General features: G+C 71.8%; 20 protein-coding genes and 1 other RNA gene. 14 read left to right on the forward strand and 7 right to left on the reverse strand.

Annotated elements, in window-relative coordinates; genetic code table 11:
* Position 1: 1 nt before the first annotated feature.
* Positions 2-985, reverse strand: coding sequence for a PDR/VanB family oxidoreductase (locus tag BW982_RS15245; RefSeq protein ID WP_076494705.1), 984 nt, complete (start codon positions 983-985; stop codon positions 2-4).
* Positions 985-2,064, reverse strand: a complete 1,080-nt coding sequence (locus tag BW982_RS15250; RefSeq protein ID WP_076494824.1) for an aromatic ring-hydroxylating dioxygenase subunit alpha — start codon at positions 2,062-2,064, stop codon at positions 985-987. Before BW982_RS15250 ends, BW982_RS15245 begins: the two co-directional genes overlap by 1 nt.
* A gap of 101 nt (positions 2,065-2,165) precedes the next feature.
* Between BW982_RS15250 and BW982_RS15255 the strand changes: the two genes are divergently transcribed.
* Entirely contained in the window at positions 2,166-2,762 is a 597-nt protein-coding gene (locus BW982_RS15255; RefSeq protein WP_076494707.1) for a PadR family transcriptional regulator, read from the forward strand.
* Here BW982_RS15255 and BW982_RS15260 read toward each other — a convergent pair.
* The 4 genes from BW982_RS15260 to BW982_RS15275 form a co-directional block, all read right to left on the reverse strand.
* Positions 2,759-4,291: an acyl-CoA synthetase gene (locus BW982_RS15260; protein WP_076494709.1), complete on the reverse strand. Its 1,533-nt coding sequence runs from the start codon at positions 4,289-4,291 to the stop codon at positions 2,759-2,761. The genes BW982_RS15255 and BW982_RS15260 overlap by 4 nt on opposite strands.
* 106 nt (positions 4,292-4,397) lie before the next feature.
* Entirely contained in the window at positions 4,398-4,850 is a 453-nt protein-coding gene (locus tag BW982_RS15265) for a MaoC family dehydratase (RefSeq protein ID WP_076494711.1), read from the reverse strand.
* 33 nt (positions 4,851-4,883) lie between these two features.
* A complete protein-coding gene (locus BW982_RS15270; RefSeq protein WP_076494713.1) occupies positions 4,884-5,762 on the reverse strand; it encodes an amidohydrolase family protein in 879 nt (292 codons plus the stop codon).
* 4 nt (positions 5,763-5,766) lie between these two features.
* Positions 5,767-6,705, reverse strand: a complete 939-nt coding sequence (locus BW982_RS15275; RefSeq protein ID WP_076494715.1) for an SDR family NAD(P)-dependent oxidoreductase — start codon at positions 6,703-6,705, stop codon at positions 5,767-5,769.
* A gap of 75 nt (positions 6,706-6,780) precedes the next feature.
* Between BW982_RS15275 and BW982_RS15280 the strand changes: the two genes are divergently transcribed.
* The gene (locus BW982_RS15280) at positions 6,781-7,227 is read left to right on the forward strand and encodes a MarR family winged helix-turn-helix transcriptional regulator (RefSeq protein ID WP_076494717.1); all 447 of its coding nucleotides are present in this window, start codon (positions 6,781-6,783) and stop codon (positions 7,225-7,227) included.
* Between the two features lie 53 nt (positions 7,228-7,280).
* Positions 7,281-7,377: signal recognition particle sRNA small type (ffs, locus tag BW982_RS15285), an RNA gene on the forward strand.
* Positions 7,378-7,403: 26 nt separating this feature from the next.
* On the opposite strand, the gene BW982_RS15290 is transcribed toward ffs, so the two are convergent.
* Positions 7,404-8,078 carry an NUDIX domain-containing protein gene (locus BW982_RS15290; RefSeq protein WP_076494719.1) on the reverse strand — a complete coding sequence of 225 codons (675 nt, stop codon included), beginning with the start codon at positions 8,076-8,078 and terminating at the stop codon, positions 7,404-7,406.
* Positions 8,079-8,163: 85 nt separating this feature from the next.
* On the opposite strand from BW982_RS15290, the gene pta reads away from it, so the two are divergent.
* The 11 genes from pta to pstS all read left to right on the forward strand — a co-directional run bounded on the left by pta (position 8,164) and on the right by pstS (position 25,071).
* A complete protein-coding gene (gene pta / locus BW982_RS15295) occupies positions 8,164-10,299 on the forward strand; it encodes a phosphate acetyltransferase (protein ID WP_076494721.1) in 2,136 nt (711 codons plus the stop codon).
* The gene (locus BW982_RS15300; protein WP_076494723.1) at positions 10,296-11,528 is read left to right on the forward strand and encodes an acetate/propionate family kinase; all 1,233 of its coding nucleotides are present in this window, start codon (positions 10,296-10,298) and stop codon (positions 11,526-11,528) included. Before pta ends, BW982_RS15300 begins: the two co-directional genes overlap by 4 nt.
* 86 nt (positions 11,529-11,614) lie before the next feature.
* Complete coding sequence (locus tag BW982_RS15305) at positions 11,615-12,349, forward strand: HAD family hydrolase (RefSeq protein WP_076494725.1); 735 nt, start codon at positions 11,615-11,617, stop codon at positions 12,347-12,349.
* Positions 12,350-12,404: 55 nt separating this feature from the next.
* Positions 12,405-14,933, forward strand: a complete 2,529-nt coding sequence (locus tag BW982_RS15310; protein ID WP_076494727.1) for a glycoside hydrolase family 65 protein — start codon at positions 12,405-12,407, stop codon at positions 14,931-14,933.
* 240 nt (positions 14,934-15,173) lie between these two features.
* The gene (locus BW982_RS15320; protein WP_076494731.1) at positions 15,174-17,915 is read left to right on the forward strand and encodes a DNA polymerase III subunit gamma and tau; all 2,742 of its coding nucleotides are present in this window, start codon (positions 15,174-15,176) and stop codon (positions 17,913-17,915) included.
* On the forward strand, positions 17,915-18,508 hold the full coding sequence (recR, locus tag BW982_RS15325) for a recombination mediator RecR (protein ID WP_076494733.1): 594 nt from the start codon (positions 17,915-17,917) through the stop codon (positions 18,506-18,508). Before BW982_RS15320 ends, recR begins: the two co-directional genes overlap by 1 nt.
* 184 nt (positions 18,509-18,692) lie before the next feature.
* Positions 18,693-19,229, forward strand: a complete 537-nt coding sequence (locus BW982_RS15330; RefSeq protein WP_139327492.1) for a hypothetical protein — start codon at positions 18,693-18,695, stop codon at positions 19,227-19,229.
* A complete protein-coding gene (locus BW982_RS15335; protein ID WP_076494737.1) occupies positions 19,226-20,866 on the forward strand; it encodes a protein kinase domain-containing protein in 1,641 nt (546 codons plus the stop codon). The genes BW982_RS15330 and BW982_RS15335 overlap by 4 nt, the downstream gene beginning before the upstream one ends.
* Before the next feature lie 241 nt (positions 20,867-21,107).
* Positions 21,108-22,127: a phosphate ABC transporter permease subunit PstC gene (pstC, locus tag BW982_RS15340; protein ID WP_076494739.1), complete on the forward strand. Its 1,020-nt coding sequence runs from the start codon at positions 21,108-21,110 to the stop codon at positions 22,125-22,127.
* Complete coding sequence (gene pstA, locus BW982_RS15345; protein ID WP_076494741.1) at positions 22,127-23,467, forward strand: phosphate ABC transporter permease PstA; 1,341 nt, start codon at positions 22,127-22,129, stop codon at positions 23,465-23,467. Before pstC ends, pstA begins: the two co-directional genes overlap by 1 nt.
* Complete coding sequence (gene pstS / locus BW982_RS15350) at positions 23,464-25,071, forward strand: phosphate ABC transporter substrate-binding protein PstS (RefSeq protein WP_076494743.1); 1,608 nt, start codon at positions 23,464-23,466, stop codon at positions 25,069-25,071. Before pstA ends, pstS begins: the two co-directional genes overlap by 4 nt.
* The last annotated feature ends 23 nt before the right edge of the window (positions 25,072-25,094 follow it).

The following is a 25,094-nucleotide window of genomic DNA, read 5'->3' on the forward strand; positions in this document are numbered from 1 at the left end:
CTCACGTGGGCAGGATCGTGACGACGCCCGTGGCACCCGCGGGCGCGACCACGCGAGAGACGCAGCAGCACATCTTCGTCCGCGCGTCCCGCTGCCGTTCGCTGTAGAACACGTCGCGGTGGTCGATGTCGCCGTCGAGTCCGGCGACGCGGACTTCGCACAGCCCGCACTCGCCCTTCCTGCAGTCGTACATCATGTCGGCTCCGGCGGCTTCGAGCGCCTCGAGCATCGACTGGTGGGGTGGGACGACGGTCTCGAGACCGAGCGAGGGGATGCGGACGGTGAACGGCTGCGGGTCGTGCCACCCGCTGTTGCCGAACGTCTCGCTGCGCAGGTCGGCCGGCGGCAGTCCCGCCTCGATCCAGGCCCGCCGCACGGCATCCATCAGTCGGATCGGCCCGCAGACGTACATCTCGGTGCCGGGCTCGACGGATGCCACGAGGTCGGGCACCGAGACCGATGTGCCCTCGTCGCGGACGTGCACCGCGAGCCGGTCGCCGTGACGTTCGCCGAGGTCGTCGAGGTAGGCCATGAGCGGGCGGCTGCGGCCGAGGTAGAGGAGCCGGTAGTCGGCGCGCGTGGTGCGCAGGCGTTCCGCCATGCCGTGCAGGGCCGTGATCCCGATGCCGCCCGCGACCAGCACGTACCGCCGCGCGCCGAGGCGCAGGGGGAAGTCGTTGAGCGGTTGCGTGACCTCGATCCGGTCGCCGGGGCGGAGGGCGTTCATGACGGCGGCGCCGCCGCGGCTGACGGGGGAGGTTGAGACGCTGAGCGCCACGCGCGCGCCGTCGGGCGAGGCATCCACGATCGAATACGAGCGCCGTTCGATCTTCCCGGCGATCGGCACGCGCACGTCGAGGTGCGCGCCGGGCTCCACCCGGACCGGGGAGTCGACGTCGATCTCGATGCGTCGGATCTCGGGCGTGAGGTCGCGGGCGGCGGCGACCGTGCCGCCCTGCCACACCTCGCGGTGCGCGACGGCCATCAGCCCACCGTCACGGGGGTGCGTTCGCGGCCCTCGGCGGCCAGCATCCGTTCCAGCAGCCGCCGCACCCACATGCCCCCGGCATCGATGTTCAGGCTGTAGAACTCGTAATCGGGGTTGGCGTCGATGGCGGCCTGCTGGGCGGTCAACATCGCCTCGTCCTCGCCGAACACGCCGTGGACGCCCTCCCGCAGCTGCGTGGTGATGAGCTGGCTGTCGAGGCGGTAGTTGCGCTGGAACGACCAGAAGTAGTGGCTCGTGCGGTCGGTCTCGGGCGTGATGGTGTTCATGACGTAGCCGTTCACACCCTGCGAGCGGTCGCCCTCGGGTGCCCCGGTGCCCGCGGCGGCGACCCCCACGTCGATGCAGATCGTCGACGGCGCCTCGTAGTGGATGATCTGCCAACGGTCCACGCGGCCGGTGAAGCCGGGGAACTTGTCGCGCATGTTCTTGAGCCAGAACGGCGGCGGCTCGATGTCGCGCATCCACCGTTCCACCGTGACGGTCGTCTCGGTGTGGGTCGTGACGAACTCGGACTCGCTGAGCTCCTTCTGGCCGATGCTGCTGGAGTGGACGAACTCCTCGTGCGTGAGGTCCATGAGGTTGTCGAGGATGAGCTGGTAGTTGCACGGGGCGTGGATCGTCAGTCCGTCGCCGGTCCACTCTGGGTGCGTCATCTGGTGCATGTCGGGGATGAGATCGGGATCGGCCAGCGCCGCGTCGCCGACCCACACCCACACGTACCGGTAGCGGTCGACGACGGGGAACGAGGGCACCAGGGCGCTGGGGTTGATCGTCTCCTGCGCGGGCATCGAGGTGCACCGGCCGCGGGGATCGTAGGTGATGCCGTGGTACGGGCAGCGGATGTCGCCGGGCCCGACCAGCGTGCCCTGCGACAGCGGGGCGAGGCGGTGCCAGCACGCGTCGGCCAGGGCCACGGCCGTGCCGTCTTCGGTGCGGTAGAGCGCGAGCGGGCGTCCCGCGACGGTGCGCGCGAGAGGGCGCTTGCGCGTGACCTCGTGGTCCCACGCGGCCACGTACCAGGCGTTCCGGGGGTAGTCGAGCAGCTTGGCCGCCATCGTCTCGGTCACGGGACCTCCTCGTCCTCAATATCTATCTACATAGGTATTGCGAGGAAGATATCGTGGGCGGACGCCGCGACGCAAGAGGGGAGTCCGCGATGAGCCTGCGCTACGCGCTGCTGGCCCTGCTGACCGCGCAGCCGATGACCGGGTACGACCTCGCGAAGGCGTTCCACGGGTCGGTCGGGCACGTCTGGCACGCCCCCGATTCGCAGATCTACCCCGAGCTCAAGCGCATGGTCGCGGACGGCCTGCTCCGCGACGAACCGGTCCCGTGGGGCGCAGCCACCACCAAGACGCAGTACACGATCACCGACGAGGGTGTGGACGACCTCCGCCGCTGGATGGAGCAGCCGGTCGCCTACGGCGCCGACCGCGACCCCGCGCTCCTGCGTGCCGCCTACTTCGAGTGGGCCGACCCGGACGCCGCCCGCGCGCGGCTGCGCGAACACATCGCGCACTACCGTGTGCGCCGCGGGCTGTGGCAGGCGCAGCTCGACGCGATCCGCGAACGGACGCACCCGATCGTCGCGCGCCGCCTCGAGACCGACACGCGGCACTCCCCCGAGGCGATCGTGGCGTTCAAGGTGTTCGCGTACGAGGGGTTCGTGGCGCGCGCCGACCACGAGATCGCGTGGGCCGAGCGCGGCCTCGCCCTCGTCGACGCCCTCGAGGGGTCCGCGGTCGCCGACTAGGGCGCCGACAACAGCCGCGCGCGCAGGTCCGCTTTGCGCACCTTGCCCGACGCCGTGCGCGGGAGGTCGTCCACGACGGTCACGGTCTTCGGGATCTTGTACCTCGCGATCCGGCCGGAGAGTTCCGCGCGGACGCTCTCGGTGTCGACCGACACCCCCTCGGCCACCGTCACGAGGGCGATCGGCACCTCCCCCCACTTCTCGTCCGGGATGCCGATCACCGCGACGCCGGTGATCCCCGGGATGCCGAGGATCAGGCCCTCCACCTCGGCGGGGTAGATATTCTCGCCTCCGGAGATGATGAGGTCCTTCAGCCGGTCGGCGATGTAGAGGTAGCCGTCCTCGTCGAGATAGCCGAGGTCGCCGGAGCGGAACCAGCCGTCCAGGGCGAACGCGGCGGTCGTCGCCTCGGGCTGCCCGTGGTAGCCGGCGAACACGTTCGGGCCGCGCACCTGGATCTCGCCGACCGCGCGGGCGGGAGCCGGCATCCCGTCCTCTCCGACGACCCGGACGTCGGTGAAGAAGTGCGGCAGGCCGACGCTCCCGGCCTTCGCGCGGGTCATCCCGGCGGACAGGCTCGTGGCGCCGGGGGACGTCTCGGTCATCCCGTAGCCCTGCGTGAACGACAGTCCGCGGGCCTCGTACGCCTCGCGGATCCGCGGAGGTACCGCCGATCCGCCGCACGTGAGCGTGCGCAGGCTCGACACGTCGGTGCGGGACCACTCGGGATGGTCCGCCATGAGCTGGTAGGTCGTGGGAACGCCCGAGACCACGGTGACGCCGTGGCGCTCGATGAGATCGAGCGCGCGTCCGGCTTCGAACCCGTTCTCGAGCACCACGGTCGCGCCCTTGAGCAGCGCGGGGAGCGCCCCCATGCCCAGCGAGGCGACGTGGAAGAGCGGCGAGATCATGAGCGACACGTCGGAGGAGACGAGGTCGTAGTCGATGATCGTGTTCATCGACACCCACGTGAGGTTGCCGTGCGTGAGGACCGCCCCCTTGGCGCGACCCGTGGTGCCCGAGGTGTAGACGAGCGCGGCGGGGTCGTCGAGGCCGACGGGCGCGGGCGGCGGCGCGGAGACCGCGCGCTCGAGGAGCCGCGCGAAGCCCGGCTCGCCGTCGCGGCCCGAGGATCCCGTGGCGATCACTCGTGCGACGGGCGAGGTCGACACCGCCGCGGCCACGCGATCCGCGAACGACGCGTCGTGCACGAGCACGCGAGCGCCGGAGTCGGCGAGCACGTGTGCGATCTCGGGGGCGGCGAGGCGCGTGTTCACGGGTACGAACACGGCACCGAGGTGGGCCGCGCCGAACAGCGTGACGAGGAACTCGGGCGAGTTCTCGCCGAGGTAGGCGACGCGGTCGCCGCGGGCGACGCCGTGGTCGGCGAAGACGGCGGCGGCCCGCTCGACGGCGGTGGCCAGCTCGGCGTAGCTGAGGCGCCGGTCGTCGCCGAAGATCAGGGCGGTCTTGTCGGGGTGCTTGAGGCGGCGGCGGGGGAGCCAGGCGCCGAGTCCGGGTGTGCTCATGGGTCTCTTCGTCGAGGGAGGGGCGCTGCGGTGCGCACCCGAGCGGGGAGGGATGCCGGGGAGGCGGGTCCGGCGGGCGCGAGGTCGGATCCGCGCCCGCCGGGTGTCAGGCGTAGAAACGGTACAGGCCGCGGGCGACGACGGCGGGCTTGTCGCCGCCTTCGACCTCGACGGTCTGGTCGACGGCGAGCTGATAGCCGCCGCGCACCTCCGTCACCTCGGCGACGACGGCGTTCATCCGGACGCGCGCGCCCACTTTCACCGGCGAGACGAACCGCACCTTGTCGAGGCCGTAGTTGACCTTCGTCGTCACCCCGGTGACGTCGAGCAGCTCGGTCCAGAACTTCACCGTCAGCGACAGGCTGAGGTAGCCGTGCGCGATGGCGCCGCCGAAGGGGCCGTCCTTCGCGCGCTCGGGGTCGGTGTGGATCCACTGGTGGTCGTCGGTCGCGTCCGCGAACACGTCGACGCGGTCCTGCGTGATCTCCAGGTAGTCGGACCAGCCGAGATCCGTGCCGGCGAGTCCGGCGATGTCGGCGTAGGCGACGGTCGTGGTCATGGTGTTCTCCTTTTCGAGAGAGTCGGGGGAGTCTTACAGGCCGAGCAGGCGTGCGGCGTTGTCGCGGAGGATGCCGGGGAGGCGTTCCGGCTTGAGCGCCGTCTGCTCGACATCGCGCAGCCACCGGTCGGGAGTGAGGAGCGGGAAGTCGCTGCCGAACAGGATCCGCTCGCGCAGGAACGCGTTAGCGGCCCGCACGAGCTGATCCGGGAAGTACTTCGGGCTCCAGCCCGACAGGTCGATCCACGTGTTGTGCTTGTGGGTCGCCACGGAGATCGCTTCGTCCTGCCACGGCACGGAAGGGTGCGCCATGACGATGTTCAGCGCCGGGAAGTCCGCGGCGACCCCGTCGAGCAGCATCGGGTTCGACAGGGCCAGACGGAATCCCCGCCCGCCCGGCATCCCGGCGCCGATCCCCGTCTGCCCGGTATGGAAGAGGGCGACGACGCCGGCGGCCTCGATCGCGGCGTACAGCGGGTAGTACCGCTCGTCGCTCGGGTCGAAGCCCTGCACCGTCGGGTGGAACTTGAAGCCGAGGACTCCCGAGTCCTCGATCAGCCGGCGGGCGCGGTCCACGGCGTCCGGGCGCCGGGGATCCACCGACCCGAACGGGATGAGGACGTCCGCGTGGCGTGCGGCCCCGGCCGCGATCTCCGCGCTCGAGATCGGCGCGTGCCCGAGCTGCGTCTCGGCGTCGACGGTGAACACCACGGCCGCCATCCGGCGCTCTCGGTAGTACGCGGCGATGTGGTCGAGGTCGGGTCGGGGGCCGTCGGTCGAGAAGTAGCGGCTGGCCGCCGCGGTGAGGTCGTCTGGGAGGGAGGAGTGGTCGTGGCCGTCGATCTCGACGTGCACGTGTATGTCGATCGCGGTGAGGGCCTCGACGTCGATGGCGGGCTCGTAGCGGGTCACGCGGTCACCGCACCGGGTCGCGCCGCAGCTCGTCGGGGAGGGCGGGGAACGTCTCGCCGACGCTCTGCAGCGGGCCGACCGCGGCGTCGAAGTCGTCCGCGAGCGCCTCGGCGCTCCACCCGCCGTCGCGGTAGGCGGTGGCGGCGGGCTCGGGGTGGGTCCACAGCTGCAGCCGGTCGCCGCCGACGCCGATGGCCTGTCCGGTGACCGCGCCGGCGGCATCCGAGGCGAGGTGGGCGATGAGGCCGGCGACGTCGTCGGAGGTGCCGAAGCCGAGGTCGTGGCGGAAGAACGCAGGCATGGGCTCGCCCGCCGCGTCGGCCTCGACGGCGGCGGCGAAGTACGGCACGGTCGCGGTCATCGCGGTCGCGGCGACGGGGATCACCGCGTTGGCGGTGATCCCCGCCTTCCGGAGTTCGAGGGCCCACGTGCGCACCATGCCGACGATTCCGGCCTTGGCCGCGGCGTAGTTGGTCTGGCCGAAGTTGCCGCGTTGACCGGTGGGCGAGCCGATGCAGATGATCCGGCCGGGGACGCCGTTCTCGCGCATCCAGGTCGCCGCCTCCCGCACGCACGTGAACGTGCCGCGCAGGTGCACGCCGATGACGGTGTCGAAGTCGTCGTCGCTCATCTTCCACAGGACCGTGTCGCGCAGGACCCCGGCATTGGTGACGAGGATGTCGATCTTCCCGAACGTCTCGACCGCGGTGCGCACGAGCTCCTGCGCGGTGGCGGTGGGGCCGACCGGGGCGACGACCGCGACCGCACGGCCGCCGTCGGCCTCGATCGTGGCGACGGCCTCGGCGGCGGTCGCGGCGTCGACGTCGTTGACGACGACGGCCGCGCCGTGGCGGGCGAGTTCGCGGGCGTAGGCGAGGCCGAGGCCGCGGCCCGAGCCGGTGACGACGGCGACCTTGCCGTCGAGGAGGGGTGCGCTGGTCATGGGAGTCCTTCCGTCGCACTCTTTCTAAACTCAATCGTTGAGAAAGTCAATGATTGCGATTGCTAGGATTCTGCTGTGACGCCGAAGACCCCGACCGACGAGACCGTGCGCCTCGACGACGACCTGAGCTTCCTCATGGCGCGCGCGAACGCGCTCTCGATCGCCTCCGGCAACGCCGCCCTCGCGCCCTTCGGACTCAAGGTGCGGTCGTACTCGGTGCTCGCGCTCGCCGCGGGGGAGGCCCGCCCGTCGCAGCGCGAGGTGTCCGAACACCTCCGGCTCGATCCCAGCCAGGTCGTCGCCCTCGTCGACGACCTGCAGCGCCGCGGGCTCGTGTCCCGCGAAGCCGACCCCCGCGACCGGCGCGCGAACGTCGTGGTCGTCACGGACGAGGGGCGCGCCCTCCTCGCCGAGGCGCGCCCGGCGATCCTCGCCGCCGAACGGGCGTTGCACGCGGGGCTCGACGACGAGGAACGCGGTCATCTCGCGGCGTTGCTCCGGCGCGTCGCGTTCCCCGGCTGATCGGTCGTCGACCCCGTCCGGCATGCACCGCCGCGCACGTCGGGTAGACTGTTCCCAGCTCTCCGCGCGGCGGTATCCAGGCCAACTCCCCCAGGACGGAAACGTAGCAAGGGTAACCAGGCTCTGCCGGGTGCGCGGAGAGTCTTTTCATGTCCGGGGGGACCCCGACCTCGGCCTCAGAGCCGTGCGAACGGTCCGTCGATCACCGCCCACTGCAGCAGCATGATGGTCTTCGCATCCTGGATCTCGCCGTCGCGGATCATCCGCAGGGCGACGTCGATGTCGTACTCGAGGATCTCGATCTCCTCGCCCTCCTCGGCCAGGCCGCCGCGATCGCCCTCGCGGCTCGCGCCGTCGTACGCGGCGGCGAAGAAATGCAGACGCTCGGTCACCGACCCCGGGCTCATGTACACCTCGAAGACCGGTTCGACCTCGGCCACACGCAGCCCCGTCTCCTCCTCGGCCTCACGGCGGATCGCGGTGACGGGGTCGTCGTCGTCGAGCAGCCCGGCGGCGGTCTCGATGAGCATGCCGTCCGGGTGGTCGTTCACGTACACCGGGTAGCGGAACTGCCGCGTGAGCAGCACGGTCCGGCGCTCGGGGTCGTAGAGCAGGATCGTCGCGCCGTTTCCGCGGTCGTACGTCTCGCGCTTCTGGGAGGTCCACTCGCCGTCGTCGCCGAGGTAGCGGAAGGTCGTCGCGCGCAGGACGTGCCAGCCCGCCGCCAGCAGCTCGACATCGGTCACCTCGACGCGCGGGTTGCGGTCGAGGTCGCGTCCGGTGAGGTGCAGACCGGTACGTCCGCGGTGGTCAGGGACGGTGGTGCCGGGGCGATCCGGGGGAGTGCTCACGAGGGCAGCCTACGGCGCGCGTCGGATCCCTCGACAGCGAGGCAACCCCGACGGGATGTCACCCGCCCCGCCTAGGCTGGATGCCGTGACGCAGAGCATCTACATCACGTCGGCCGAGGGGCACTCGGGCAAATCCACGGTGGCTCTGGGCGTCCTCGACGCCTTGAGCCGCGTGACCCCGCGCGTCGGCGTCTTCCGACCGATCGCGCGCTCGACCGCCGAGCGCGACTACGTGCTCGAGATGCTGCTCGATCACGACGGCGTCGACCTCGCGTACGACGACTGCGTGGGCGTCACGTACGACGACGTCCGCGACGATGCCGACGCCGCGCTGGGTCGCATCGTCGAGCGGTACAAAGCCGTCGAGGCGCAGTGCGACGCGGTGGTCGTCATCGGCAGCGACTACACCGACGTCGGCAGCCCCGCCGAGCTCGCGTACAACGCGCGCATCGCCGCGAACCTCGGCGCTCCCGTGCTCCTCGTCCTCGGCGGGCGGGCGCAGCAGGGGCAGGGCGAGACTCTCGGTCTCTCGGTCGCGCGCACCGCGCAGGAGGTGGGGCAGATCGCGGCGCTCACCATGCCCGAGCTGCTCCATGAGCGCGCCGAGGTGTTCGCCGTCATCGTCAACCGCGCCGATCCCGACGCCCTCGAGGAGGTCGTGGCATCCGTCCGGCGCGTCGTCGACGCCGCGCCGACCCCGACGGGCCGCACCGTGCCGGTGTGGGCGCTGCCCGAAGACAGGTTCCTCATCGCCCCCTCCATGCGGGGCGTGCTGCGCTCGGTCGAGGGCGAGCTGATCAAGGGCGACCCCGAATTGCTCACGCGCGAGGTGCTGGGCGTGGTGGTCGCGGGCATGTCGATGGTCAACGTGCTGCCGCGCCTGATGGAGTCGGCGGTCATCGTCATCCCCGCCGACCGCACCGAGGTGCTGTTGGCGACCCTGCTGGCCAACGCCTCGGGCACCTTCCCCTCACTGGCCGGTGTCGTCCTCAACGGCGGGTTCGAGCTGCCCGACACGATCGTGCGCCTCATCGACGGCCTCGGTTCGTCGCTGCCGATCATCGCCACCGATCTCGGCACGTACGACACCGCGGTGCGCATCATGAACACGCGTGGTCGCCTCGCCGCCGACTCGCAGCGCCGGTACGACACCGCCTTGGCGATGTTCGAGCGCCACGTCGACACCAACCTGCTCACGCGCGAACTCGGCGTCGCCCGCCCGAGCGTCGTCACGCCGCTGATGTTCGAGTACGGCCTCGTGGACCGTGCGCGCGGCGATCGGCGCCGCATCGTGCTGCCCGAGGGAGGCGACGACCGCGTGCTGCGCGCCGCCGCGACCGTCCTGGCGCGCGGCATCGCCGACCTCACGATCCTCGGCGAGCCGCTTGAGGTGCGTGGGCGCGCGATCGAGCTGGGCATCGACATCCGCGACGCCGAGGTGCTCAGCCCCTTCGACGCCGTCCACGTCGACAAGTTCGCCACCGAGTACGCGCGGCTCCGTGCCCATAAGGGCGTCACGTACGCCCAGGCCGCCGACACGGTCACCGACGTGTCGTACTTCGGCACGCTCATGGTCCACCTGGGCCTGGCCGACGGCATGGTCTCGGGTGCCGCGCACACCACGGCGCACACGATCCGTCCGGCGTTCGAGATCATCAAGACCGCACCCGGCGTGTCGGTGGTGTCGAGCGTGTTCCTCATGGCGCTCGCCGACCGCGTCCTCGTCTACGGCGACTGCGCCGTGATCCCCGACCCCACGAGCGAGCAGCTGGCCGACATCGCGATCTCGTCCGCCGCGACCGCCGAGCAGTTCGGCATCGAGCCGCGTGTGGCGATGCTGTCGTACTCGACGGGGGAGTCGGGCACGGGCGCCGACGTCGAGAAGGTGCGCACCGCGACCGCGCTGGTGCGCGAGCGCGCCCCCGAGCTGCTCGTCGAGGGCCCGATCCAGTACGACGCCGCGGCCGATGCCGCCGTGGCCCAGGCCAAGATGCCCGGGTCCGAGGTGGCGGGACGCGCGACGGTGTTCGTCTTCCCCGACCTCAACACCGGCAACAACACCTACAAGGCGGTGCAGCGCTCGGCGGGTGCCGTCGCGATCGGCCCGGTCCTGCAGGGCCTGAACAAGCCCATCAACGATCTGTCGCGCGGCGCACTCGTCGACGACATCGTCAACACGATCGCGATCACCGCGATCCAGGCCCAGGGGAGCGCCTCGTGAGTGTCGTCCTGGTCGTCAACAGCGGGTCGTCGTCGTTCAAGTACCAGCTGCTCGACATGGAGCACGAGCGCGTCCTCGCCTCGGGGCTGGTCGAGCGCATCGGCGAGGGCGTCGGCGTCGCCACGCACACGGTCGCGGCGGCGGCCCTGAGCCCCGAGGGCGGCCCGGCGCCGACGGTCGTGGATGCCACCTCCACCATCGAACGTGAGATCCCCGACCACACGGCGGGGTTCGCCGTCATGCTCGAGGCGTTCGCGGTCCACGGGCCGTCGCTCGAGGAGCGAGCGCCGGTCGCCGTCGGACACCGCGTGGTCCACGGCGGGGCGCGCTTCTTCGAACCGACGCTCGTGACCCCGCTCGTCGAGATCAACATCGACGAGCTGTCGGTCCTGGCGCCCCTCCACAACCCGGCGAACCTCGCCGGCATCGTCGCGGCGAAGAAGGCGTTTCCGGGCGTGCCCCACGTCGCGGTGTTCGACACCGCGTTCCACCAGACGCTCGCCCCCGCCGCCTACACGTACGCGATCGACCGCGAACTGGCCGAGACGCACCGCATCCGCCGGTACGGCTTCCACGGCACGAGCCACAAGTTCGTGAGCGAATCGGCGGCGGCCTTCCTCGATCGCCCCCTCGCCGATCTGCGGCAGATCGTGTTCCACCTCGGCAACGGCGCGTCCGTCACGGCGATCGAGGGCGGCCGATCGGTCGAGACCTCGATGGGTCTCACCCCGCTCGAGGGGCTCGTCATGGGCACGCGCTCCGGAGACCTCGACCCCGCGGTGCTGCTGCAACTCGCCCGCCGCGCCGATCTCTCGATCGCCGACCTCGACACGCTGCTGAACAAGCGGTCGGGCCTCGTCGGCCTCGCCGGAGTGTCCGACATGCGCGACCTCACCGCGCGGTGCGACGCCGGCGACCCCGACGCGCAGCTCGCGTTCGACGTCTACATCCATCGCCTCCGCGCGTACGCGGGTGCGTATCTCGCGCAGCTCGGCGGCGTCGACGTCATCTCCTTCACCGCCGGCGTGGGGGAGAACGCCGCGCGGGTGCGCGCCGAGGCCGTGGCCACGCTGGGCTTCGCGGGGGTCGAGCTCGACGCCGAGCGCAACGAGACGCGGGGGCGTGGCATCCGTCGGATCTCGTCGGATGCGTCGCGCGTCGAGGTTCTCGTCGTGCCGACGAACGAAGAGCTCGAGATCGCCCGCCAGACCCTGTCGGTCGCGTCCTGACCCCGCGGCCTCCCCACCCCGCCACTACGCTGGGAGTGCGGCGCACCGCCGTGACCGCGCGTCCCGTCCTGCGATCTGGAGCAACCGTGACCGACAGCCGCGACCTGCCCGACCTCTCCTCCTACGATGCCGTCCTGTTCGACCTCGACGGCGTGCTCACCCCCACCGCCGAAGTGCACATGCGGGCGTGGAAAGAGATGTTCGACGAGCTGTTCGTGGCCTGGGACATCCAGCCGCCGTACACCGATCGCGACTACTTCGACCACGTCGACGGGAAGAAGCGCTACGACGGCGTGGCGAGCCTGCTGCGCAGCCGGGACGTCGAGGTGCCGTGGGGCGACCCGTCCGACGACCCGTCGCTCGACACCGTGTGCGGCGTCGGCAACCGCAAGAACCTCGTGTTCTCGCGCATCCTCCGCGCCGAGGGCATCGCGCCCTACCCGGGGTCGGTCGCGCTGCTGGACGTGCTGCAGGCCGCCGGTATCCCGATCGCCGTGGTGTCCAGCTCGAAGAACGCCGTCGAGGTCCTCGAGGCCGCGGGGATCCGCGACCGTTTCCCCGTCGTGATGGACGGCGTCGTGGCCGAGCGCGACCACCTGGCATCCAAGCCCGCCCCCGACGTGTTCGCCGAGGCCGCCCGCATGCTGCGCGTCGACCCGGCCCGTTCGGCCGCCGTCGAGGACGCCACCAGCGGCGTCGCCTCGGCCTCCGCCGCCGGGTTCGGACTCGTCGTCGGCGTCGACCGCGGCGTCGGCGCCGAGCACCTCGTCGCCGCGGGGGCCGACGTGGTCGTCGACGACCTCCAGGCGTTCGTAGACTGAGCCGTCGCCCCGCGCGACGCACCCGAAGCCCGGCACCTGCGGAAGGCATGCCCCGATGATCGATCGCGATCGTTTCCCCGTCGACGAATGGCGCCTCGTCGAGACCGAGTTCTCGGTCGACGACACGGGCGTGACAGAGACCCTCTTCGCCGTCGGCAACGGCTATCTGGGGCTGCGCGGCAACTCCATCGAGGGGCGTTTCGCCCACGAGCAGGGCACGTTCATCAACGGGTTCCACGAGACCTTCCCGATCCGCCACGCGGAGCAGGCCTACGGCTTCGCCGAGGTCGGGCAGACCATCATCAACGCCCCGGATGCCAAGGTGATGCGCGTCTATGTCGACGACGAGCCGCTCTCCCTCGACGTCGCCGACGTGCGCGACTACGAGCGCGTGCTCGACCTGCGGCAGGGCATCCTCCGCCGGAGCCTGCTGTGGGTGACGCCCTCGGGCAAGGAGGTGCGCATCGAGGACGAGCGCTTCGTCTCCTTCGATGAGAAGCACCTCGTCGTGCTGCGTCTGACCGTCACCGTGCTGAACTCCGACGCACCCGTCACGGTGGCGTGCCAGCTGCTGAACCGCCAGGACGGCGAGGGGATCTACGGCGGGTCGCCGATGGCATCCAAGACGGCCGGCTTCGACCCGCGCAAGACCGAGAAGCTCACCGACCGCGTGCTCCAGCCGCGGGAGTACTGGCAGGACGGCGATCGGTCCGCGCTGTCGTACGAGGCCACCGAATCGGGCATGACGATCGCGGTCGTCGCCGACCACGAGGTCGACACCGCGAACACCTACGAATCGCGGCACCTCGTCGAGCCGGACATCGCCAAGAACGTCTTCCGGGTGGATGCGCGGGCCGGCGTCCCGACGACGATCACCAAGTTGGTCAGCTACCACACTTCGCGCGGCGTGCCCGCGGGCGAGCTCGTCGACCGCTGCCGCCGCACGCTGGACCGGGCGCGCGAGGTCGGCGTCGCCACGCTCGTGGAGCGTCAGATCGACTGGTTCGCGGCGTTCTGGGAGCGCTCGGACGTCCGCATCGGCGGCCAGGCCGACCTGCAGCAGGCCACCCGTTGGTGCCTGTTCCAGCTCGCGCAGGCCGCCGCCCGCGCCGACGGCCAGGGGGTGCCCGCGAAGGGTGTCACGGGGTCGGGCTACAGCGGCCACTACTTCTGGGACACCGAGGTCTACGTCCTCCCGTTCCTGGCGTACACGACGCCGCAGTGGGCGCGGAACGCCCTGCGCATGCGGTACCTGATGCTTCCCGCGGCGCGAAAGCGCGCGCACCAGCTCAACGAGGCCGGCGCCCTGTTCCCGTGGCGCACGATCAACGGCGAGGAGGCCTCGGCCTACTACGCCGCCGGCACGGCGCAGTACCACATCAACGCCGACGTCTCCTTCGCGCTGGCGAAGTACGTCCGCGCCACCGGCGACGAGGAGTTCCTCGCGCGCGAGGGGGTGGACATCGCGGTCGACACCGCGCGGTTGTGGTCGACGCTCGGGTTCTGGCGGTCGAGCGACGGCGACGGCGACGGTGAGGACTCGTTCCACATCCACGGCGTGACGGGTCCCGACGAGTACACGACGGTCGTCAACGACAACCTGTTCACCAACGTCATGGCGCGCTTCAACCTGCGCTTCGCCGCCCGCACCGTGCGCGACCTCGCCGAGAACGACCCCGAGGCGTACGGCCACATGGCCGACCGCATGAACCTCGACCCCTCCGAGCCCGACCGCTGGGAGAAGGCCGCCGAGGCGATGCACATCCCGTTCAGCCCGGCCCTCGGCATCCATCCCCAGGATGCGGTGTTCCTGGAGCGCGAGATCTGGGACCTCGAGAACACGCCGCCCGATCAGCGGCCGCTGCTGCTGCACTTCCACCCGCTCGTGATCTACCGGTACCAGGTGCTCAAGCAGGCCGACGTCGTGCTCGCGCTGTTCCTGCAGGGCAATCACTTCACGGATGCCGAGAAGCTCGCCGACTTCGAGTACTACGACCCGCTCACCACCGGCGACTCGACGCTGTCGGCCGTCGTCCAGTCGATCCTCGCGGCCGAGGTCGGCTACCAGGACCTCGCCCTCGAGTACTTCCGCCAGGCCGCGTTCGTCGACCTCGGCGACCTGCACCACAACGCCGCCGACGGGGTGCACGTCGCCTCGGCGGGTGGCGTGTGGACGGCGCTGGTGAGCGGCTTCGGCGGCATGCGCGACCACTTCGGACGGTTGACGTTCGACCCGCGTCTGCCGGCGGACTGGCCCGAGCTGTCGTACGTGCTGCACTGGCACGGCACCCGACTGAACGTGACCTTGACCGCGACCGCGCTCACGCTGCGCGCCGGTGACGAGGGCGGGCCGGTCGACTTCGCGGTGCGCGGGGTGGACTACACCGTCGCCCCCGGCGAGAGCGTGCGGGTCGCGCTGCACGGCCAGGGTCCGCTCCTCCCGGGACGCCCGTCGATCCGGCAGCTCGAGGGGTCGGTGCGCGAGGACGGCACGCTGCTGTCGGCATCCGTGCCGATCGTGACCGCGACGATCCCGCTCGTCTCGAGCGACGATGAGCCCGTGGCCGTCGGCCTCGACGCCTGAGTCCCCTCGTCGACGCGGCGGCGCCTTCGGGGCGTCGCCGCGTTCGGCGTTTGTCGGGGTGTTGCCGCTCCCGGGCGCCGGTCGCGAGCGGAGGAGATTCGGGGAGGGGAGGATGCCAGGGGCCGTTGCCGTCCTCCCTTCCCGGATTCTCCTCCGCTCGGTGGTGCGGAACGGCGTCTGGACCCTCGGGCGGGGGAGGGCGACGGGGGCGATGTCGGTGGCACGCCGTAGGCTGGAGGAGTGACGACAGCCCTGTACCGCCGCTACCGCCCGCAGGCATTCGGCGAGATGATCGGGCAGTCGCAGGTGACCGAGCCGCTGATGACGGCCCTCCGCGGCGACCGCGTGGGCCACGCCTACCTGTTCTCGGGTCCGCGCGGCTGCGGCAAGACGACCTCGGCGCGCATTCTCGCGCGCTGCCTCAACTGCGCCGAGGGTCCTACCGACACTCCGTGCGGCGTCTGCGACAGCTGCGTCGAGCTCGGCCGTGGCGGCGGCGGATCCCTCGACGTCGTCGAGATCGACGCCGCCAGCCACAACGGCGTCGACGACGCCCGCGACCTCCGCGAGCGGGCGATCTTCGCCCCGGCCCGCGATCGGTTCAAGATCTTCATCCTCGACGAGGCGCACATGGTGACGCAGCAGGGCTTCAACGCCCTGCTCAAGCTCGTCGAAGAGCCGCCCGCGCATGTGAAGTTCATCTTCGCCACGACCGAGCCCGAGAAGGTGCTCGGCACCATCCGCTCCCGCACGCATCACTACCCGTTCCGGCTCGTGCCGCCGGCGGCGATGCTCGAGTACGTGCAGGAGCTGTGCCAGAGCGAGGGCGTCGCGGTCGAGGCGGGCGTCCTGCCGCTGGTCGTGCGCGCCGGCGGCGGTTCGCCGCGCGACACGCTGTCGCTGCTCGATCAGCTCATCGCCGGTTCGGATCGGGATGCCGACGGCCACATCCTCGTGAACTACGAGCGCGCCGTGGCGCTGCTGGGCTACACGCACTCCGAGCTCCTCGACGAGGTCGTCGACGCGTTCGCGGCCCTCGACGGCGCCGGAGCCTTCGCCGCGGTCGACCGTGTGGTGCAGACCGGGCAGGACCCCCGCCGGTTCGTCGACGACCTGCTCGAGCGCCTGCGCGACCTCATCGTCGTCGCGGCCACGGGTGCCGGCGCCTCCGCGGTGCTCCGCGGCGTCCCCGACGACGAACTCGAGCGCATGGCGCGTCAGGCCACGGCGTTCGGCGTCGCCCGGCTGTCGCGCACCGCCGATCTCGTCGTGGCGGCCCTCGACGAGATGACCGGGGCCACCTCGCCCCGGCTGCAGCTCGAGCTCCTCGTCGCCCGAGTGCTGACGCACGCGGGTGTGTCGCAGGGCACGTCCCCCGCGGCCGCTTCGGCGCACGCCGCCGAGCACGCTGCCCCGGCTCCGGCGCGCACGCCCGCCCCGACTTCCGCTCCCGCGGCCGCTCTCGCTGCGGCCCCGGGTGTGGCGTCCCCGGGTATCGCGGCGCCGGGTGTCGCATCGCCGAGCGTTGCCGCGCCGGGTGTGGCGGCGCCGGGTGTCGGGTCCGTGGGCGTCGCGTCACCGGGTGTCGCATCGCCGAGCGTTGCCGCGCCGGGCCGGGCCGCGCCTCCCGTGGCCGCCCCGACTCCCGCCACGGCGCAGCCGGTCGCGGCGCCTCCTGTCTCCGAGCCGAGCGCTCCGACGACGCCGGCGGCCGCCCCGGTGACGACCGCCGCACCCTCGTCCGCCCCCACCGCGGCCGAACCGGTCCGGCCTGCGGTTGCGGCCACCGAGCCCACCGCGCCGTCCGACGACGACGTCCCGCCGCCGTTCGACGACGACGATGCCCCGCCGCCGTTCGACGACGTCGAGCCCGAGCACGCGGCGACCGCCGCACCGAGAGCCGCTGTCGCACCCGGTGGCGCCCCCAGCGGCACGGCGCCCGCCGCGCCCGCGCCGGTCCCGGCGCCCGCCGACCCGCACCCGTTCGACACCGCGCCGACGCCCGACGCCGATGCCCCGGCACCCGACGCCGCGGCACGGGGCGAGGGCGACGACTCCTCGCCGCTCGATCCCGCGGCGCCGACGCCCCCGGCGGTCCCGGTCGGTCCGCTCGAGCTGTCGCACGTGCGTGACGCGTGGCCCGAAGTGCTCGGCCAGCTCGAGGCCCTCAGCCGCGCGTCCTGGCTCGTCGTGTCCACGGCGTCCGTCCTCGCCTTCGACGAGGACGTCCTCACCCTGGGCTTCCGCACGGGCGCCGATCTGACCTCGTTCAAGACCCGCACGCCCGACGGAGGCGCCAGCGAAGACCTGCGCCGCGCCATCCAGTCGGTCCTCGGCATCCGGGTGAAGTACCTCGCCCGCCTCGAGGGCGACGGTGGCTCCGGTGGGCAGGGCGGCTCCCCGCGCGGCCCGGGCGCCGGACCCGCCGACGACGCCCGAGCCACGTCCCCGGCTCCGGCGTCACGCTCGGCGGCGTCGTACGCGTCCGCTTCCGTCACCGACTGGGCCGTCGCGCCGATCCCGGGCGCTCCCGTGAGCACGGGCTCCGGCCCCGTTACTGCGGCCCCCGCGTCGGCGGCCGGCACGTCCGCACCCGCCGCACGCACGGTCGCCGCGGCGCCCTCCGCCGCCCCGGCGGCCGCGGGCACCGCCCCCGCGAGCACCGCTCTCGCGGTCGACGACGAGCCCGAGGAGGCCGCCGTCCGACCGGCCCCGCGCATCGCTCCGCCGCCCTTCGAGGGCGCCGTGCTGCGCTCCTCCGACGTCGCCCCCTCGGTGCCCGCGCCCGAGGAGGTCGACGACGACGACGTGATCCCGCCGCCCGACGACGAGGCCGACCTCCCCGTTCCGCCGGTGATCGTGCCGCGCATGGCGCCGTTGCGCGGGGGAGTGCAGCGCTACGGAGAGGCCGTGGTCCGACAGATGCTCGGTGCGAACTACGTCCGTGACGAACCCTACGAGCCCCCGACGAGGTTCAGCTGATGTACGACGGCATCGTCCAAGACCTCATCGACGAATTCGGCCGCCTCCCCGGGATCGGTCCGAAGTCCGCGCAGCGCATCGCGTTCCACATCCTGCAGTCGCCGACGTTCGACGTGTCCCGACTGTCGCAGCTCCTCGGTGAAGTGCGCGAGAAGGTGCGCTTCTGCGAGATCTGCGGCAACGTCTCCGAGCAGGACCGCTGCTCCATCTGCCGCGACCCGCGCCGCAACCCCGCCCTCATCTGCGTCGTCGAAGATGCGAAGGACGTCGCCGCGATCGAACGCACGCGCGAGTTCCGGGGGCTTTACCACGTGCTGGGCGGGGCGATCAGTCCCATCGCGGGAATCGGCCCCGACGACCTGCGCATCACCCAGCTCATGCAGCGGCTCGCCGACGGCTCGGTGCAGGAGGTGATCCTCGCCACGAACCCGAACCTCGAGGGCGAGGCCACGGCCACCTACCTCAGCCGCCTGCTCCACACGCTCGAGATCCGCGTGACGCGGCTGGCATCCGGTCTGCCCGTCGGCGGCGACCTCGAGTACGCCGACGAGGTCACCCTCGGCCGAGCGTTCGAGGGACGCCGCACGCTGTAACGCCCCGCACGCTGCTGGGCGAATTCATGGTGATCTGAGGGTGATCTCCGAGCGTTGAACCGCCGTGTACCGCCCGTTCATCCCCCGATGGATCTGCGGATACCGGGCGCCGCCATTTTCTTGCCTACGGACTGCAGCACGGGTGCCCGACCCCGAGCTCTGCGGACGTCAGACAGGGGTGCCCGTGAGCGAGACGCTCTCCGATCGCGCAACGCGGCGCGCACGGATCGTGTTCGACACGTTCCGTTCGATCCACGACCCCCGCCTGGCGGCGTGGCTGTTGTTCCGCTCGCATCTCCTGCCCGAGTGGTCGATCACGGCCGGCAGCCTCAGCGAGAGCACACCCGAGGCCGCCCTCACGCCGCTCGGGGTGTTCGGCGTGTGGCGGCTGCTGGCGACCAACAATCGCGAGCTCGCGCGCTGCGCCCGCATCTTCGTCTCCCCCCGTGCGGCGTTCGACGCCGTCGTCGCCGAGCAGGCCCGCGTCGACGAGATGACCGTCACCGCCGTCCGCGGTCCGCAGTCGACCACCCACGGGTGGGTCATCCGTCGGGGTGACCGGCCGGTCCTGACCGCGGCGCGCTGGTACGAATCCGCGAGCGAAGCCGCCGCGGCGGGGCGCGCCGCGGGCGCCGCGCTGGCCACCGCGACCATCGCGCAGGGCGTGAGCATCGGTACCGCGTCGGGACGCCGCGCCCGCGTCGGCATGAACGCTCCGTGACCGCGGCATCCGGACTCATCGCCGGTCGGTTCCGCCTGGAGGGACTGCTGGGTTCCGGGGGGACGGCGTCGGTGTTCGCCGCGACCGACACGGTCCTGGACCGCCCCGTCGCCATCAAGCTGCTGCACCCGCACCTGTCGGAGAGCGAGCCGCTGCGCGCGGCGTTCCTCGACGAGGCACGGCGGACGGCCGCCGTCGCGCATCCCGGGATCGTCGAGGTCGTCGACATGGGGACGTTCCGGGACGGCGAGGTGACGATCGCCTGGATCGCCCAGGAGCTGCTCGAGGGGACGACCCTCGCCGAGCACGTCCTGGCCCACGGTCCGCTCGGCGCGGCCGCGACGCGGCGCGTGGGCGACATGATCCTCGCCGCCCTGGACGCCGCGCACGCGGGCGGCCTCGTCCACCGCGACGTGTCTCCCGCGAACGTCCTCGTCCGGTTCGAGGGGGCGACGCCGGTGCGCGCGACCCTGCTCGATTTCGGGCTCGCGGATGCCGCCGGGCGGACGACGCGCGGCGACGACGTCCTGCGCAGTTCCGCGTCGGCCGCGGCCGGGGTCGTCGGCAACGCGCAGTACGCCTCGCCGGAACAGCTGCGCGGAGAGGCGGTGGGCGTCGCCGGCGACCTCTACCAGGTCGGAGGGCTGCTGTACTTCGCGCTCACCGGCCGGGCTCCGTTCGAGGGCGGGGACCGGGATGCCGTCGTCCGGGCGCAACTGCACGCTCCGCCCCCGGTGGCCTCGGTGCGGGCGCGCGGGGTGTCGCCCGCGCTCGATCGGGTGCTCGTGCGCGCGCTGCTGAAAGACCCGGCGGATCGGTTCGCCGACGCCGCCGAGATGCGCGCGGCGCTGCAGGCTGCGGCCCCCGCCCCGGCACCCGTCGCGGCGACGCGGGTGCTGCGCCCGGCGCCGGTGGTCACGGTGCCGGGCGTCGAGGACACCGCCCCTGCTCCCGCGGCCCCCGGCCGGTCCCGCGATTCCCGCGGCGGTGGGGTGACCGCGGGAATCGTCGTCGCCGTCCTCGCCCTGGTCGCCGTGGCGGTCCCGCTCATGGCCTCGGCCGGTCGCTCCGAGCCCGCGGCCGCGCCGCCGACGTCGGCGACTCCCGCCGCGAGCAGCGATCCCGCCGCCACGCCGCGCCCGAGCGCGACGCCCACCGCGGAGGTCGCGGTCGTCCCCGACCTCGGCGCGCTCCAGGACACGCTCGCCGCGATCGAGGCCGCGGGCCTCGTCGCGGGTCCCGTGATCTCGCAGAACTCGCCGCTCGCCGCCGGGACGGTGCTGTCGGCCGATCCCGCCGCCGGCACCACGGTGCCGCGCGGCTCGACGGTCCACCTGGTCGTGGCATCCGGGACGAACGCCGTCCCCCCGATCGACGGGTGGGCCACCGCGGACGCCGATGCCGCCGTGCGGGCCGCGGGGTTCCTGTCGGAGGAGGTGCCGACCGTGTCGGACCGTCCTCCCGGGACCGTGATCGGCTCGACACCGGCCCCCGGAGCCTCCGCGCCGGTCGGTTCGACGGTACGTCTGCTCGTGTCCAGCGGTCGCCCCGCGGCGCCCACCCCCACGCCGACCCCGACGAGCACCCCGGTCCGGACCCCGACCCCCACACCCACCCCGACGGCGGAGGCCCCCTGATGCCCGCCGGGTACCGGCATCCCTCGTTCACCTCCCGGCCAGGCGGTGTGGGCGGTCGCTCCCGGCGGCGTTCACGGCCCGGATCTAGCGTCGGGCGTGCCGGCGTCCCGAGCCGGTACGAGGGACAACGGGCGCCTCGCGTCGCCGGTCGTCCGGACACCGCCCCGAGGCCGTACCCGCCCCGCGGGACACCGGTGCGGTGCCTCTGCACGACCTGCCTGACGCGACCGACGGAGAGCGCATGACGGACACGACCACGGAGGTCCTCCCTCCTCGATCCGAGCCACGGGCTCCGGTCCGACGCTCGCTGAAGAGCCGCCCGGTGCAGGCGGACCGCGTCTTCCGGGGCGCGGCCTACTCCGCCGGCTCGATCACCGTCGCGATCATGCTCGCGGTAGGCATCTTCCTCAGCATCCGCGCGGGTGACGCGCTGAGCGTCGCGGGCCCCTCGTTCCTCACGACCCAGGACTGGTCGCCCGAGACGGGGAGCTTCGGCGTCGCGGCGGTGCTGTTCGGCACGGTCACGATCGCCCTCATCGCGATGGCGGTCTCCGTGCCGCTCGCGATGGGCACGGCGCTGCTGATCAGCGAGATCGTGCCGGTGCGCGCCCGGTCGCTCCTCATCACGATGGTCGACCTCATGGCCGCCGTCCCCAGTGTCGTGTTCGGCCTGTGGGGCGTGTTCTTCCTGCAGTCGGGCGTGATCCCGGTCGCGCAGTGGATCTCCACGTATTTCTCGTGGATCCCGATCTTCGCGGTCACCGACCCGTCGGGGGCACGTCTGACGGAGGCGGGCGCGTTCACGTCCTCCGCGTTCATCGCCGGGATCGTGGTGGCGCTCATGGTCGTGCCGACCCAGACGTCGGTCATGCGCGAAGCGTTCTCGCAGGCTCCGCTGGGAGAGCGCGAGGGCGCGCTCGCGCTCGGGTCCACGCGGTGGGGCATGATCACGTCCGTCGTTCTGCCGTTCGGTCGCGGCGGCATCATCGGCGGCACGATGCTGGGCCTCGGCCGTGCCCTCGGCGAGACGATCGCGGTCGTGATGATCATCTCGCCGATCTTCACGATCAACCCGCAGGTGCTGAAGACCGGCACGAACTCGGTGTCCGCGCTCATCGCGCTGCGGTACGGCGAGGCGAGCCAGTTCGGCCTGTCCGCGCTGATGGCGGCGGGGCTCGTGCTGTTCATCATCACGCTCATCGTCAACTTCACCGCGTCCACCATCGTCGCGCGCAGCCGGTCCGGAGCGGAGAGCAACTGATGGCCATCATCACGCCCGAGGCGCCCCCGTCGCGGCCGGACGACGACGAATCCGGCCGTTCCCGCACCGTGATCCCGGCCCGGCGGGGGACCGTCGGCGAACGGCGCGACCTGCGGACGGTGCCTTTCGGCGATCGGTTCGATCTCATCGGCAGCGCCGCGGCGGGTATCGCGCTGTCCAGTCTGATGTTCGGCTGGCTCACGCCGATGACGGGCGTCGTCGGCTGGATCGTGCTGTCCTTCATCGGGTTCCTCGGCATCTACGCCGTGATGACGGCGATGCGCGCGGACCGGCTCGCGATCAGCGAACGCATCATGACGGCGCTGTTCTACTCGGCGGGCGTGATCCTTCTCGGCGCCCTCGCGTTCGTCGTGTGCTTCACGCTCGTGCGGGGCTCCTCGGCGTTGATCCACCCCAACTTCTTCGTCGAGACGATGAAGCTGGCCGGGCCGCTCGACCCCCTCACGATGGGCGGCATCGCGCACGCGATCGTGGGGACCCTCATCCAGATCAGCATCGCGCTGATCATCACCATCCCGCTCGGCGTGACCACCGCGGTCTTCCTCAACGAGATCGGCGGTCCCTTCGCCCGCTTCGTGCGGACGATCTCGGATGCCATGACGGCGCTGCCCTCGATCGTGGCGGGCTTGTTCGTCTACGCCGCCGTGGTGACCCTCATCACCAATCAGCGCTCCGGGTTCGCGGCATCCCTCGCCATCAGCGTGATGATGCTGCCCATCATCATCCGCGCGTCCGACGTCGTCCTGAGGCTCGTGCCCAACAACCTGCGCGAGGCCTCCTACGCGCTGGGGACGAGCCGGTGGAAGACCGTGTGGAGCGTCGTCCTGCCGACCTCGCGCTCGGGCCTGGTGACCGCGGTGATCCTCGGCACGGCCCGCGGCATCGGTGAGACGTCTCCGGTGCTTCTGACCTCCGGCGTGACGGCCGAGATGAACCTGAACCCCTTCTCGGGGCCGATGATCTCGTTGCCGCTGCAGGTGTTCGACTTCGTCAAGTCGCCCGAGCCGAACATGATCGCCCGCGGCTTCGGCGCCGCCGCGACCCTCGTGCTGCTCGTGCTGACGCTGTTCATCATCGCCCGCCTGATCGGCGGCCGCGGCCCCGGTCAGCTCTCCGACCGCCAGCGTCGCGCGGCGGCCGTCGCGTCGGCCCGTGACCTGCAGCGGATCAGCGGGGGAGAGAACCTCCCGCCCACGACCCGCGCCGCGCGGAAGGTCCGCCCGCCCAAGGGCAAGCCCCCCACCGATCTCGAGTGGCGGCTCGCCGAGCGCGCCCTCCGCAAACGAACCGCCCCACCCTCCGAGGAGAACCCGTCGTGAAATCCCGTCCCCGCTGGGCCCGCCTCGCCGCGGTGCTCACGGCCGTCTCCCTCGTCGCGCTGATCCCGCTGCCGGCGCACGCCGACGGGTACGTCCCGATCTCCGGCTCGGGTTCGACGTGGTCGCAGAACGCGCTCGACCAGTGGCGCAAGAACGTCGCGAGCAACTACGGCATGACCGTGAACTACTCCGGCACGGGTTCCAGCGCCGGTCGCACCGACTTCCGCAACAGCACGGTCGACTTCGCGATCAGCGAGATCCCCTTCCAGGACAACCCCGAGGACGGGTCGGCGCCCGAGACGACCTTCAGCGACGGCACGCCGCTGCAGGGCCGGTTCGCGTACATGCCGATCGTCGCCGGTGGCACGTCCCTGATGTACAACCTCAAGATCGGCGGCAAGCGCGTCACCAACCTCCGCCTGTCCGGCGAGGTGATCGCCAAGATCTTCAGCGGGCAGATCTCCAAGTGGAACGATCCCGCGATCCAGGCCGACAATCCCGCTCTCGCCATGCCCGACCGCGGCATCACGCCGGTCTACCGCTCCGACGGTTCCGGGACGAGCGCTCAGTTCACCCTCTGGATGTCGAAGCAGTTCGGCAACATCTGGACCCAGGGCATGCGGTCGCAGTTCCCGCAGGTCAATGCCTCGTTCAAGGGGCAGAACGGCTCGCTCGGCGTCGCGGGGTACGTCAGCCAGGACTACGGCGAGGGTGCCATCACCTACGTCGAGTACTCGTACGCGATGAAGTCGGGCTTCCCGGTGGTCAAGGTGCTCAACAAGGCGGGGTACTTCGTCGAGCCGACCTACCAGTCCGTCGCCGTGGCGCTGATGTCGGCGGCCATCAATCCGGATCTCACGCAGAACCTCGACGGCGTGTACAACAGCGGCGATCCCCGCGCCTACCCGATGTCGAGCTACTCGTACATGATCGTCCCGACGCAGACGAACAAGCTGTTCACGGCGGAGAAGGGCAAGACCCTCAGCCGGTTCGCGAACTACATGCTGTGCGAGGGGCAGCAGCAGGCGTCCGCGCTCGGCTATTCGCCCCTGCCGATGAACCTTGTGCAGGCGGGCTCCGAGGTGCTGAAGGCCATCCCCGGCACCGAGGGTCCGGTGGACTTCAACAAGTGCAACAACCCCACGTTCAAGCCGGGTGACTCACCCGCGAACAATCAGCTCGCCGCATCCGCCCCCAATCCGCCGGACTGCGACAAGCAGGGCGCGACGCAGTGCGTGGAGGGCACCGGCGGCGCGCAGGAGGCGACACCCGCGACCGGCTCGGGCGGCGTGTCCGGCGGGGCGAACAGCGCCGCCGGAGCGGCGGGTGCCGGCGCGGCGGCCGGGGCGGCCGGCGCGGCCGCGGGCAGCGCCGATGCGGCGGCCGGGACCGCGTCGGAACCGGTGTACGACGCGAACGGTGTCCTGGTGTCCGGGGGAGGGGCGGCGGCGAACGCGGCCGTGTCCTCACCGTTCACGCTGGCCGACGACGTGTGGGGGCCACCCCAGTACATGATGCTCGTCGCCGCGCTGCTCGTGGTGGCGGCGATCGTCATTCCCCCCGTGGTCTCGCGGCGGTCCGGCGCGCGCGCCCCCCGTCGGTGACTCCGGCGCTCGCAGCGTTCGCG

The sequence above is a fragment of the Microbacterium sp. RURRCA19A genome (assembly GCF_900156455.1).
Classification (GTDB): domain Bacteria; phylum Actinomycetota; class Actinomycetes; order Actinomycetales; family Microbacteriaceae; genus Microbacterium.

Coding starts and splice junctions, on each gene's coding strand:
- BW982_RS15245 (WP_076494705.1), bottom strand. CDS start 985: ATGGCCGTCGCGCACCGCGAGGTGTGGCAGGGCGGCACGGTCGCCGCC.
- BW982_RS15250 (WP_076494824.1), bottom strand. CDS start 2,064: ATGGCGGCCAAGCTGCTCGACTACCCCCGGAACGCCTGGTACGTGGCC.
- BW982_RS15255 (WP_076494707.1), top strand. CDS start 2,166: ATGAGCCTGCGCTACGCGCTGCTGGCCCTGCTGACCGCGCAGCCGATG.
- BW982_RS15260 (WP_076494709.1), bottom strand. CDS start 4,291: ATGAGCACACCCGGACTCGGCGCCTGGCTCCCCCGCCGCCGCCTCAAG.
- BW982_RS15265 (WP_076494711.1), bottom strand. CDS start 4,850: ATGACCACGACCGTCGCCTACGCCGACATCGCCGGACTCGCCGGCACG.
- BW982_RS15275 (WP_076494715.1), bottom strand. CDS start 6,705: ATGACCAGCGCACCCCTCCTCGACGGCAAGGTCGCCGTCGTCACCGGC.
- BW982_RS15310 (WP_076494727.1), top strand. CDS start 12,405: ATGATCGATCGCGATCGTTTCCCCGTCGACGAATGGCGCCTCGTCGAG.
- recR (WP_076494733.1), top strand. CDS start 17,915: ATGTACGACGGCATCGTCCAAGACCTCATCGACGAATTCGGCCGCCTC.
- pstC (WP_076494739.1), top strand. CDS start 21,108: ATGACGGACACGACCACGGAGGTCCTCCCTCCTCGATCCGAGCCACGG.
- pstA (WP_076494741.1), top strand. CDS start 22,127: ATGGCCATCATCACGCCCGAGGCGCCCCCGTCGCGGCCGGACGACGAC.